The organism is Streptomyces sp. NPDC094147, assembly GCF_044764265.1.
In the GTDB taxonomy this organism is placed as follows: Bacteria; Actinomycetota; Actinomycetes; order Streptomycetales; family Streptomycetaceae; genus Streptomyces.
On sequence record NZ_JBIWHT010000014.1, the window covers coordinates 102,177 to 114,011 of the forward strand.

General features: G+C 71.8%; 10 protein-coding genes. 2 read left to right on the plus strand and 8 right to left on the minus strand.

The annotated features are described in order from the left end of the window. Positions 1-105 precede the first annotated feature (105 nt). Positions 106-2,130 (minus strand): prolyl oligopeptidase family serine peptidase, encoded by a 2,025-nt coding sequence (locus ACIQ8J_RS21470; RefSeq protein WP_403275487.1) that lies wholly within the window; start codon positions 2,128-2,130, stop codon positions 106-108. Between the two features lie 192 nt (positions 2,131-2,322). Beyond that, the gene (locus ACIQ8J_RS21475; RefSeq protein WP_403275488.1) at positions 2,323-2,496 is read right to left on the minus strand and encodes a hypothetical protein; all 174 of its coding nucleotides are present in this window, start codon (positions 2,494-2,496) and stop codon (positions 2,323-2,325) included. A 345-nt stretch (positions 2,497-2,841) separates the two neighbouring features. Between ACIQ8J_RS21475 and ACIQ8J_RS21480 the strand changes: the two genes are divergently transcribed. After that, positions 2,842-3,414 carry an inositol oxygenase family protein gene (locus ACIQ8J_RS21480; protein WP_403275489.1) on the plus strand — a complete coding sequence of 191 codons (573 nt, stop codon included), beginning with the start codon at positions 2,842-2,844 and terminating at the stop codon, positions 3,412-3,414. Between the two features lie 75 nt (positions 3,415-3,489). Here the strand turns inward: ACIQ8J_RS21480 and ACIQ8J_RS21485 are convergent, their stop codons facing one another. From ACIQ8J_RS21485 to ACIQ8J_RS21505, 5 genes are all read right to left on the minus strand, one after another. Then, complete coding sequence (locus ACIQ8J_RS21485) at positions 3,490-5,004, minus strand: SDR family NAD(P)-dependent oxidoreductase (RefSeq protein ID WP_403275490.1); 1,515 nt, start codon at positions 5,002-5,004, stop codon at positions 3,490-3,492. 128 nt (positions 5,005-5,132) lie between these two features. Beyond that, positions 5,133-7,472: a GH92 family glycosyl hydrolase gene (locus ACIQ8J_RS21490; RefSeq protein ID WP_403275492.1), complete on the minus strand. Its 2,340-nt coding sequence runs from the start codon at positions 7,470-7,472 to the stop codon at positions 5,133-5,135. A 181-nt stretch (positions 7,473-7,653) separates the two neighbouring features. Next, complete coding sequence (locus ACIQ8J_RS21495) at positions 7,654-8,199, minus strand: Clp protease N-terminal domain-containing protein (protein ID WP_403275493.1); 546 nt, start codon at positions 8,197-8,199, stop codon at positions 7,654-7,656. Positions 8,200-8,201: 2 nt separating this feature from the next. Continuing rightward, positions 8,202-8,444: a hypothetical protein gene (locus tag ACIQ8J_RS21500; RefSeq protein WP_403275495.1), complete on the minus strand. Its 243-nt coding sequence runs from the start codon at positions 8,442-8,444 to the stop codon at positions 8,202-8,204. A gap of 142 nt (positions 8,445-8,586) precedes the next feature. After that, positions 8,587-9,312, minus strand: a complete 726-nt coding sequence (locus tag ACIQ8J_RS21505; RefSeq protein WP_403275497.1) for a (2Fe-2S)-binding protein — start codon at positions 9,310-9,312, stop codon at positions 8,587-8,589. Positions 9,313-9,661: 349 nt separating this feature from the next. Here ACIQ8J_RS21505 and ACIQ8J_RS21510 point away from each other — a divergent pair, with 349 nt between their 5' ends. Continuing rightward, on the plus strand, positions 9,662-10,597 hold the full coding sequence (locus tag ACIQ8J_RS21510) for a DMT family transporter (protein ID WP_403275499.1): 936 nt from the start codon (positions 9,662-9,664) through the stop codon (positions 10,595-10,597). On the opposite strand, the gene ACIQ8J_RS21515 is transcribed toward ACIQ8J_RS21510, so the two are convergent. Then, positions 10,567-11,754 carry a transglycosylase family protein gene (locus ACIQ8J_RS21515; protein WP_403275500.1) on the minus strand — a complete coding sequence of 396 codons (1,188 nt, stop codon included), beginning with the start codon at positions 11,752-11,754 and terminating at the stop codon, positions 10,567-10,569. The two genes, ACIQ8J_RS21510 and ACIQ8J_RS21515, sit on opposite strands and share 31 nt — an antisense overlap. Positions 11,755-11,835: the final 81 nt, after the last annotated feature.

Sequence of the window (11,835 nt, forward strand, 5' to 3'; positions counted from 1 at the left end):
CAATGCATCTTGCACGCCAAGGATGCAATCCCTTCCCGAACTCATCCGATCTCTTGCAGATGTCCTTTACGGAATGAGCTGACTGACCGTCACTAGGCGTATTGCTTACAGCAGTTCGGGCCGCTGCCACTCCTCGCCGAGGACGTGGTGGTCCAGGAAGTTCAGGAGCACCGAGTACCAGAGGCGGGCGTGGCCGGGGCCGAGGATCCAGTGGCCCTCGTCGGGGAAGTACAGGAATTTCACCGGGACTTCACGGCGCTGGAGCTCCTGGAACAGGGCCATGCCCTGGCCGACCGGCACCCGGTAGTCCTTCGCTCCGTGCACCACCAGCATGGGCGTGCGGATGCGGTCCGCCGCGAGGGACGGCGAGTTCTCCTCGTGGCGTTCCGGCCGGGTCAGCGGGTCGCCGAAGATCCGCCGGTGGTACGCCGAAGCGTCCGTGACGGCCTGGTGCGACGGCAGGTCCCACAGGCCCGCGTGCGAGACGATCGCCTTGAAGCGGTCCGTCAGCGTGGCGATCCGGTTGGCCATGTAACCGCCGTAGGAGGCACCCGCGAGGCCGGTGCGGGTCGCGTCGATGTCCGGGCGGGCCTCGGTGGTGTCGGTCATCGCCATCAGGTCCCGGTAGGGCTGACCACCCCACTGTCCCCAGCCGCGCTCGTGCATCCGCGGCCCGTAACCGGACGACATCGCCGGGTCGGGCAGCAGCACCGCGTAGCCGCGCGCCGCGAAGGGCCACGGGTTCCAGCGCCAGGTCCAGCCGTTCCACGAGGTGTGCGGGCCACCGTGCGGCACGAGGAGCAGCGGCGCGGGCCGCTCGGCGGACGCCCCTCGCGGCAGTACGAGCCAGGCGCGCAGCGGGAAGCCGTCGTCGGCCACCGCGTGCACCTCGGTCAGGGTGCCCGGCAGCCGGCCCGTCCCGCCGGGCGCCTTGAGCACGACCGGCTCCTGGTCGGGCTCGGCCGCGTCCAGCCGGACCGGGGTGGGCGGGGCGTCGACGGCGCTGCGCAGCGCGTACAGCGTGCGTCCGTCGGGCGCGACACACAGCGAGGTGTACGCGCCGGAGGCGGTGAGCCGGGTGACGGTGCCGTCCGGGTCGCGCCGGAAGACGGGCGAGTGGCCGAGCTCGTCGGCGGCGAACCAGAGGGTGGCGTCGTCGGGGCGCGGGGAGACGACGGCCCCGACCGGCCAGTGCTCGAAGTCCGGCACGAGCTCGCTCTCCGCACCGCTCGCCAGGTCGATGCGCACGAGGGTCCAGCTGTACGGCCTCTCGTACGTCTCCCGCAACTGCCGGGCGCAGATCAGACCGGCGCCGTCGGCGGTGAACAGCGGGGCGCTGTACGTGTATCCGTCCCGGTCGACCAGGCGCACTTCCCGGCCGGTCCGCGCGTCGGCGACCACGACGACAGTGCGGTTCTCGTCGGGCACCCGGCCGTGCACGAAGCGCGTGTGGGCGACGCGCGTGCCGTCCGGCGACAGCGCGGTCTCGGCCTCGCTCACGAAGCCCTGCCCGCCCGCGTCGACCGCGGCGCTGTCCTCACCGGTGCGGCGGACGAGGGTGTGCGGCTCGTCGGGGCCGAGGTCGCGGTTCCAGAACCGGGTGATCCCGGACTCGTACAGGATCGCGGTGACCTTCGCGTCGGCGCGGTCCTTGCGGAGCTTTCCGTGCGCCTCGGCGTCGGCCGCGCCGGGCAGGAGCCCGGCGGTGTAGGCGAGGGTGCCGGTGTCGCGGGCGAGCGCGAAGCCGGCGATGCCGCCGGGATGACGGGCCATCAGCGCGGCCTCGCCGCTCCCGGGCAGGGCCCAGACCCCGGATTCCTCCTCGGTGTCCCGCGCCGCGCCGGGGTCGCTGTTCTCGCGTCCGGAGAGGAAGTACAGGGTTCCGTCCGAGGCGAACGCGGGCGCGGACTCGCCCTTGCGGGAGCGGGTCAGCCGACGCGGCTCGCGCACCCCGGCGGGGTCGATCTCCCACAGCCCGGACACATACCGGTTGCCGTCGCCGTTGAGGCTCTGCACGGCTGCCACCAGCCTGCTCCCGTCGGGCGAGAGCGCGAGGCCGTTGATGCGCGGGGTCGCGAGGAAGGCGGACAGGTCGTGGAATGCGGTGGTGTCACCGGGCGTCTCGGACATGCGGGTCATCCTGCCGCGTGGCACTCCCGGGCGACAGGGCGCCGGGCGTCGCACCGACTCTGACGAGCCATCACATCCCGTCGTCCCGGCGGCAGTTCGAGGAGGGAGCTCACCGTCCGAAGCGCGGCGGCGTGGTGTGCAACCGTGCCCCCTGCACGGGCAGGGGGCACGGTTCGGCCTTCGGCCGCGGGATCAGTCGATGCCGGGCAGGATGTGCGGCTCGGCGAGGTCCTCTTCGTAACCCGCTAGGCGGATCGGGGCCGATCTGGCCCAGACCTCAAGGTTGCGGAGCTTCTCGGGCCGTCCGGCCCGCTCGCCGTCGTGTTCCGGCGTCCGGGGTTCGCGCTCTGTCGTCTCTGGTGTCACCGCGCACTCCTTTGTGTCGCGTAACCCTGGGGCCGTCCCGGCTGCGTCGTTACCGACCCGGTGTCCGTCCACCCGCAGGGCAGGGGCAAGGGCAGTTCTGACGCGGTGGCGCCGGCACTCTGTCCGCATCACGGCCACAGGTTGCGGGCCGGATCCGGAACGGGCCTCGAGGGTTGGTGGACCCGCTGTGGCTACCGTTCAATCCAGAGTAACCAAATGAGCGCGGTCGCGCTCGATAGTTGCGCTTCCTTTGCGTCGACTTTCCTTCGCCGGGCGTTCAGCCCGGTGTTCATCCCGCCATGATCTGCTGATGAGGTCGGCTGCCGCCCGCGGGGAGGAGACCACATGAAGCTGTCGAGCAGGCCCGGTCCGGTGGCGCCCGTGCGCTCGGTCGACGAGCTGATGGAGCTGCTGGAAGCCTGCCGGGGGGCCTGGGACACCCCGGACCGCAGCGGCGATCCGGTCGACCTTCACGACCACGCCCTGCAGACCGCCCACCTGCTGCGCCGTTCGCACCCGGCCGACAAGGAGCTCCAGCTCGCGGGCCTCGTACACGATCTCGGCCATCTACTCCGTCCGGGTGACGACGCGGGCCACGCCGACACCGCGGCACAGGTCGTGCGGCCGCTGCTCGGCGCGCGGGTGGCCGGGCTCGTACGGCTGCACGTGCCCGCGAAGCGCTATCTGGCGGCCGTCGAGCCGGACCGTACCCTCTCCGCGCAGAGCGCGCTGACGCTGCGGGCGCAGGGCGGAGTGATGGGGCCCGCGGAGGCGGCGGCCTTCGCGCGGGATCCGCTGGCCGAGGACGCGGTGACGCTGCGGCAGGCCGACGACGCGGGAAAGGTCGTGGGCCTGGACGCGGGCGTCATGGAGGACTGGCGGCCGGTCCTGGAACGGGTCGCCGGACAGCTCAAGTAGCCCTCGCACGGCCCCTGTTGACGCCGAGGGCGGCACGCTGCTGCGTGCCGCCCTCGAACAGGGGAAAACCGCGGACTACCAGTTGCCGGGCGCGTAGTCCTTGAGGAAGACGCTGTGCAGGTCCTCGCCCAGCTCGCCGCGCACGATCGGGTCGTAGACGCGGGCCGCTCCGTCCACGAGGTCGAGCGGGGCGTGGAAGCCCTCCTCGGCGAGCCGCAGCTTGTCGTGGTGCGGGCGCTCGTCGGTGATCCAGCCGGTGTCGACCGAGGTCATGAGGATCTTGTCGGTCTCGAACATCTCCTGGCCGCTGGTCCGGGTGACCATGTTCATGGCGGCCTTGGCGGCGTTGGTGTTGGGGTGCCCGGCGCCCTTGTAGCCGCGGCTGAAGACGCCTTCCATCGCGGAGACGTTCACCACGTAGGCGCGGCCGTTCGGCGCCTTGCGGGCGGCCTCCGCCATCACCGGGCGGAGCATGCTGATCAGGATGAACGGCGCGGTGTAGTTGCACAGCTGGGTCTCCAGGAGCTCGACCGGGGAGATCTGGTCGATGGACTGCACCCAGGTGTTGCTGTCGACCACGTCCGGGAGCAGGCCGCCCGCGTCGAGGGCGGTGCCGTCGTGGTGCCGGGCGATGCTGGCGTTGCCCGCGACCAGGGCGAGGTCGGCGACCCGCTGGGCGTCGAGGCCCGAGGTGCCGACGGGGAGCGCGGCCAGACCGTCGACGGCGCCGGAGTTGAAGGCTCCGATGACGTGGTGGGCGGGCAGCTCGCCGGCCGGCAGCGGGGCGCTCTCGCCGTCGACCAGGGCGGCGTAGGCGGAGGGCAGCCGGCGCACGGTCTGCGTGGCGTTGTTGATCAGGATGTCCAGCGTGCCCTGCTCCGCGGTCTGCTCGGCCAGGGCGACCACCTGCGCCGGGTCCCGCAGGTCGATGCCGACGACTTCGAGGCGGTGCATCCAGTCCGCCGAGTCGTCCATGGCCTTGAAGCGGCGGATGGCGTCCTTGGGGAAACGCGTGGTGATGGTGGTGTGCGCGCCGTCGCGCAGGAGTCGCAGCGCGATGTACATGCCGATCTTGGCGCGGCCGCCGGTGAGCAGCGCGCGCTTGCCGGTGAGGTCGGTGCGGGCGTCGCGGCGGGCCCGGTTCTCGGCGGCGCACTTCTGGCACAGCTGGTGGTAGAACGCGTCGACCTCGACGTACCGGGTCTTGCAGATGTAGCAGGACCGGGGGCGCTGGAGTATGCCCGCGATCTCGCCGGTGACGGACGAGGAGGGCAGCAGGCCTTCGGTCTCGTCGTCGATCCGCTCGGCGGAACCGGTGGCGGTGGCCTCGGTGACGGCCCGGTCGTGGGCGGTCTTGGCGGCGCGGCGCTCCTGGCGGCGGCGCTGCTTCACGGTCCGGTAGATCGCGGCGGTGGCGCGGCGCACGGCGATCGCGTCGGGGTGGTCGACCTCGATGGTGTCGAGTTCCGCGAGCACGCTCAGACAGAGCGCGAGCCGCTCGGGGTCGATGCCGGGCCCGAAGTCCTGCTCGGTCCGCTCGTCGATGCCGGGACCCTGTTCCTGGTCCTGGAAGTCCTCTGTCACCGTCATCGCCGCTGCGTTCCTCGATCAGTCGTGAGCATCACGTTCCCAAAAGCGCCATGGTACGGAGCGATCGCGTTCCGCACCAAACCGCCCGCCCCGGGGAAGCGGGGGGCGAGCGGTGGCACAGGGGGCGGTCAGCGCACCACGGGCGGGGCGGCCCAGGGGGCCGTGCCCCAGGCAGAGGGCGCGGCCGCGACGGCGAACGTCAGGTTCCGCCCGGCCCTGAGGTCCGCTCCGGTGAGATACGTACGGGGCTGGTCGCGGCCGTCGAGGCGGGCCGACCGGATGTAGCGGGCGGTGTCCGAGGTGCCCGGGGCGGTCACCGTGAACCGCCCTTGCGGGTAGTAGCGGCGGTCCAGGGACAGATCGACGCGGTCGAAGACGGGGGCGGACAGTCCCCAGGTGTCGGTGCCGGGCTGGACCGGGAAGATCCCGATCGCGGAGAGCACCATCCACGCGGACATGGTTCCGAGGTCGTCGTTGCCGGTCATCCCGGTCGGGGTGTCGGTGAACAGGGTCAGCGCGGCGTGCACGACGTCCGTGGTCTTCCACGGCTGCCCGGTGGAGAGGTAGGTGTACGGGGCGATGAGGTCGGGCTCGTTCTGCGGGTTGTACTTGTCGGCGTTGTAGTACGAGTAGGGCCCGTTCACCCACACCTCGCGGGCCGTCTTCGCGGGGTCGGCGAGGAGCTTGTCGTAGGCGAAGAAGGAGTCGAGGCGCTGGTTGGCCGCGCTCCGGCCGCCGATGAGGGAGACCATTCCCGGCAGGTCCTGCGGAACGAGCCACTGGTACTGCCAGGACGTGCCCTCGTGGAAGCCCTCGCTCCTGGCCGGGTCGGCGGGGCCGGTGAAGGCGCCCTGCGCGTCGCGGGCGCGGAAGAACCCGGTCGAGGGGTCGAAGATCTTCCGGTAGTTCTGGGCGCGGGCGGTGTAGCGGGCGGCGTCCTCGGGGTGGCCCAGCTCGCGGGCCATCCTGCCCAGCATGGCGTCGGCGAGCGCGTACTCCAGGGTCGCGGACGCGCCGTGGTCGAAGTCCGAATCGCCGGGCTTGGCGTGCGGGCGGTCCTTGACGTAGGGGGCGTAACCATCCCTGATGTACGGGGAGTTGGCCTCACGGCCGACGGCCGGGGAGTCGGCGGGCGGCACTCCGTCGGCGTTCTTCTTCAGCGCGCGGTAGGCCTGTTCCTCATAACCCTTGAGGAGTCCTTGTGCGTAGGCGTTGGTGAGGAACGGGGTGACCGGGTCGCCCGTCATGATGTTGGTCTCGACCGTGCCGTAGCCCCACTTGGGCAGCCAGCCGCTCTCCTCGTCGATCTTCAGTACGGAGATCGCCATGTCCCGGGCCTCGCGCGGGGCGAGCAGCGAGAGGAGCTGTGTCTGGGTGCGGTAGGTGTCCCAGAGGGACCAGTTCTGGTAGTAGTCGAAGCCGCCGGCGCGGTGGATCTGCTGGTCCCAGCCGGTGTAGCGGCCGTCGGCGTCGCTGCCGATGTTGGGAGCCAGGAACGACCGGTAGAGCGAGGAGTAGAAGGTGCGGCGCAGGGTGTCGCCGCCTCCTTGGGCCCGTACGGTCTCCAGGCGCCGCTCCCACGCGGCGCGGGCGGCACGGGCCACGCGGTCGAAGCTCCGGCCGCCCTCGGCGCGGAGGTTGCCGGCGGCTCCCGCCGCGTCCACGTAGCTGAGGGCGGTGGTCGCTTCGACGGTGCGGTCCTTGGTGGTGTCGAAGCGCAGCCAGGCGCCGTTGCCCGCGCTGCCGGTGGAGCGTGTGGTGCCTTGGCCGACCTTTCCGTCCTTCCAGGTCCCGAAGGCGGTGAAGGGCCGGTCGAAGCGGGTGACCGTGTACACGGTGTACGGCTTGGTGTCCTGGCAGAAGCCGCTGCCGGTGATCGCGGTGCGGACGGTGCGCGCGTCGAGGATCTCGACGGTGGTGGAGATGGTCCGGTGCAGCGACTGGCCCGCGTTCAGCAGGACGTTGGCCTTGCCGGTGGCGGGGAAGGTGTAGCGCTGCACGCCGGTGCGGGTGGAGGCGGTGAGCTCGGCGGTGATCCCGGAGTCGAGGCCGACCTTGTAGTAGCCGGGGCTCGCCTGCTCGGTGCCGTGGCTGAACTTCGCGGCGTAGCGCGCGTAGTCGGTCTCGGTGATGTCGCCGGTGGTGGGCAGGGTGGGCAGATCGCCGCCCAGACCGCAGCCGACTCCGGAGAGGTGCACGCTGGAGAAGCCCCGGATGTGGTCCTGGGCGTGGTCGTAGCCGGTGTTGTGGCCGGTGTCCGGCGAGAGCTGCACCATGCCGAACGGCACGGCGGCGCCCGGGTAGGTGTTGCCCTCGTTCTCGGTACCGATGAACGGGTTGACCAGATCGGTCAGTTGCCCGCTCCGGGGCGGTGCGGCCTGGGCGGCGGGCGCGGCGAGAACCCCGGCGAGGAGCGCGAGAACGCCGAGCGCGATCCCCGCCCCTCGCGTTCTCCGGTTCGGATGCATGGGCGGAGCGCCTCCCCTATCCGTGGACAACGTTGTCAGAGCGCGATCATTCTTGGGCTCCATGCATGTACGCGTCAAGGGTCGGGACACGGGTCGGGCAGGCGCCGGAGGCGCGGCCGGAATTCCGGCCGCGCCTCCGACTCCCGTACTCCTCAGGGGTGTCCGGAGCCACCCACACCCCCTAAGGGGTGTCCGGGGCCACCCTGGTCAGGACCGCCGCCCGCAGGTCGGCCGGCTTCACGCCCAGCACCGCGAGGACCTCAAGCCCTCGCCCCTCGCCGGCCGCCAGCAGGCCGAGCAGGATGTGCTCCGTGCCGAACCGCTCATGCCGGAGGGCCTGCGCCTCGCGGAGGGTGAACTCCAGGGCCTTCTTCGCGTGCGGAGTGTACGCGGGCCTCGGGTACTGGAACGCGCCGGGGCCGAAGCTGTTGTCGGCCTGGCGCTTGATCTCCTCGACGTCGATGCCGATCGAGGCGAGGGCGTCCTTCGCGGGCTGCCCGCCGGTGCTCGGCACCCCGGCCGCTTCGAGGAGCCGTACGGTCTCCTCGCGGGTGCGGCCCAGCTCGACGCCCTGGGCGGTCAGCACCTCCCAGGCGGTGCTGTCCTCGGTTCCGGCGAGCCCGAGCAGGATGTGCTCGGTGCCGATGAAGTCGTGGCCGAGCGCGATCGCCTCGTCCTGCGAGGCCACCACCGCCCGCTTGGCACGCTCGGTGAAAAACTCGAACACCTTCAGTCCTCCTTGCCCGTGGCTTTGCGCCTGCTCGCATGCTTTTCGTGCACCGACTGCCTGCTGACCTGCAACGACGTGGCGATGCTCTGCCAGGACCAGCCCTGGTCACGGGCGTTGTCCACGTGGACGCGCTCCAGTTCCTCAAGCAGGCGGCGCAGCGCGACGACCGCCGAGAGACCGACGGCGGGGTCCTTGTTGGTGACTTGTCCGGCCAGCGAAGCCGGTGTGTCCTCAGCTCCCATACCTGTCAGGTTGCCCTGACGGGCAGGGCGTTGTCAAGGAATCCTGACACACTGCTCGTGGACCCCCGAAGAAGGGTGTTTGCTTGCTGAGCACGGGAGGGCACGCGATCCCCGCGCCATCCAGGTGCACGCCGCGATGCGGCTACTCGGCCACCGCGCCCGGGGAGCAACGCCGCGGCGGTCGCTCGAAGACGCAGTCCCCGCACAACCCGCCGCCGGGGCAGCGGTAGTAGAGGCAGCAGCTGCGGCGCCGGAAGGCCGGACCCGGCAACAGAGCGCCGGTGCCCGCGAGTTGAGGGTGCGCGAACAGTTCGGCGCCGAGGGCCAGGGCCCGCTCCCCCACCTCGGGGCGGCTCACCTTACGTGCCCAGACGTGGAGTTCGCGCACCGCTCCGGCGAGAGCCGACCCGGCGTTGCCGCGCAGCAGCCCGTACGACACCGGGGTGTCCCGGCGGACGGCCTCGGCGAGCGGGTCGAGGTGGCCGTCGAGCACGGCCTCCACCAGACGTCCGGCGGTGGCCTCCTGCGACCGCACCGGAGGCGCGAGGAGCAGATCGTCGGGCGAGGTTCGGCCGCCGTCCCAGTGCAGCCGGTCCGGAGCGAGGTCCGGCAGTACGCCGTGGAGCGCGGCCGGGCCGAGGGCGATCGACCAGAGCCGGGCCGCGAGGCCCAGGTGGGCGATGGAGGCGGCGGCCCGGCGTTCGGGCGCGCGGAGCCGTGCGGCCACGGTGTCGATCCGCGCGGTGAGCGGCGCCGTGCGTCCCCCGTACAGGGAGGCGAGCGGCACATACGGGTGAGTGGCCGCTCCGACACGGAGGGCGAAGAAGCCTCCGACCGACGAGGTCTCGGCCCATTCCTCCGGAGTCACCCCTGATTCCCCCTTTGTCTTCACCGTCACCGTCACGCTCACCGTCTCATGTGAAACGTGGCGTGTTCGCGCCCGCCCGTACTGGCAGTACGTGCCGGCCTGGCACGAACTCGACGCCCGATGGCCCAGCGCCCCGCATACCCGGCACGGGGGTGCTCGGCGCCCACGGCCGCCGACGCAACCGGAAGCCATCCTTTCGGCCCTCTTGACGACCCTTTTGAGCTGCGCTTTTACTGAAAGTCCGATATCTGGGACGACTTTGGTCGTACGTCCCTACTCCTCCTGGAGTACAAGGCAATCGGTGCTCAGGGACGACGACACGGGGTCCGCAACGAGACATCGTGGAACTATGAGCGCCCTTGTCCTGGCCGTGCTGCTGTCCCTGGTCTCCGCCGTCGCGTACGCGGCCGCGGCGATCGTTCAGGAGCGGGTCGCCGCGTCCGCCCCGAGCAGTGCGTACGCACCGGTGCGCCGCCCGGCGTGGTGGGGGGCGGTCACTCTCAACGGCCTCGGCGCGGCGCTGCACGTGGCGGCCCTGGCCTTCGGCCCGCTGACCCTGGTGCAGCCGATGGGCGCGCTCACCATCGTGTTCGCGCTGCCGATGTCGGCCGCGCTGGTCCGCCGCCGGGCCGGGGCGGCCGCCTGGCGCGGCGCGGTCATGGCCACCGCGGGCCTGGCGGGCCTCCTGGTGCTGACCCGGGGTGCGGACGCGGACGCCCTCGCCATGGGGCAGCGGCTGGTGCTCGCGGCGGCCGGGTTCAGTGCGGTCGCGGCGCTCTTCATCGCGTCCAAGGCCCTGCGCCGACCGGCCATCCGCAGCGTCGTGCTCGCCACCGCGGCCGGCGGCGCCTTCGGCCTGGCCTCGGTGTTCACCAAGTCCGTCGCCGAGGACTGGCAGTCGGGGCTCGCGCTCGGCGAGTTGCCCAGCCTGTGCGCGATAGCCGGGTTCGCGCTCTCGGGCCTGCTGCTCTCCCAGGCCTCCTACCGCGGCGCGGGGCTCGCGGCGCCGCTCGCGACGGTGACCGTCGTCAACCCCGTGGTCGCCGCGGCCATCGGTCTGACCCTGTTCGGCGAATCCTTCCGGTACGGGACGGCGGGCACCGCGATCGCCCTCGGCTTCGGTGTCGTGGCCGCGGGCGGACTGATCCTGCTCACGACGGAACGGCTGAGCGCGGGCCGCCGCGGGGAGCACGTCCTGGCCGGGGGCATACCCTCGGCGCCCGGTCCCGTCGGGCGCCAGGGGGACAGCCCCGATCAGACGGCGACCCCGCCCGCCCTCAGGTAGGCGAGCGGGTCGATGTCGGATCCGTACGCCGGGCCGGTCCTCATCTCGAAGTGCAGATGCGGCCCGGTCGCGTTGCCGGTGGATCCCGAACGGCCTATCCGCTGGCCGGTGTTGACCTGCTGGCCGGCCTTCACCGAGAGCGCCGAGAGGTGCGCGTACTGGCTGTAGTGGCCGTCGTGGTGCCGGATCACCACCTGGTATCCGTACGCGCCGCCCCAGCCGGCCTCGACGACCGTGCCGGAGGTCACGGCCTTCACGGTGGTACCGGTGGAGACCGGGAAGTCGACGCCGGTGTGGTAGCCGCTCGCCCAGGACGAACCGGCCTTGCGGTACGGGGTGCTGGGGCTCGCGTCGACCGGCGCGGTGAAGCCCGCCGCCTTGGTGGGCGCCTTCGCGGCGGGCTGCTTGGGGGCCGGGTGCTTGGCCGGAGACCGCGGTGCGGACACTGCTGACTTGGGCGGGGCCGTCGGCTTCGCGGGGGCCGCGCCGGGCAGCGTCAGATGCTGGCCGGGGCGGATGAGGTCGGGATTCGAGCCGATGACCGTACGGTTCTCGGCGTACAACTGGGGCCAGCCGCCCCGGACCTGTTCATGGTCGGCGATCGTGGACAGCGAATCGCCGTGCACGACGGTGTACGACTCCCGCTTGCCCGGGACCTTGGTGGGGCTCGCCTGCTCCGCCTTCTTCGCGGCGGGGCGCTTGGGCGCGGGCTTCGGTGCGGCCTGGGGCTTGATCTCCGTCCGGTGCTCGTTCGTGGTGCTCAGCCGCGGGGCCGCGCCGCCCCGGGTGAGACCGGCCTCCGCCGAGCAGACCGGCCAGGCGTGCGGACCCTGCCCCTTGAGGACCTTCTCGGCGATCGCGATCTGCTGGTCCCGGGTCGCCAGGTCCGCGCGCGGCGCGTACTGGTGGCCGCCGTACGCCTCCCAGGTGGACTGGGTGAACTGGAGCCCGCCGTAGAAGCCGTTGCCCGAGTTGATGTGCCAGTTGCTGGTGGACTCGCAGGCCGCGACCTTGTTCCAGATGTCGACGGATGCGGCGTCCGCGGTGCCCGCGCCGATCAGCGGGAGCGCTATCCCCGCCCCGCCCACCGTGACCGTCAGCGACGCTCGGTTGATCCGGCTCGGCTGATACCGGCGGTGCCGACCGCGTAAGGCCATGAGTCCCCCTCGAAGGCATCAAGAGCCGCCAAAATAGGGGCTGCGAAGAGGCCATGACAAGGGGGCGGACAAGCGGAGGGC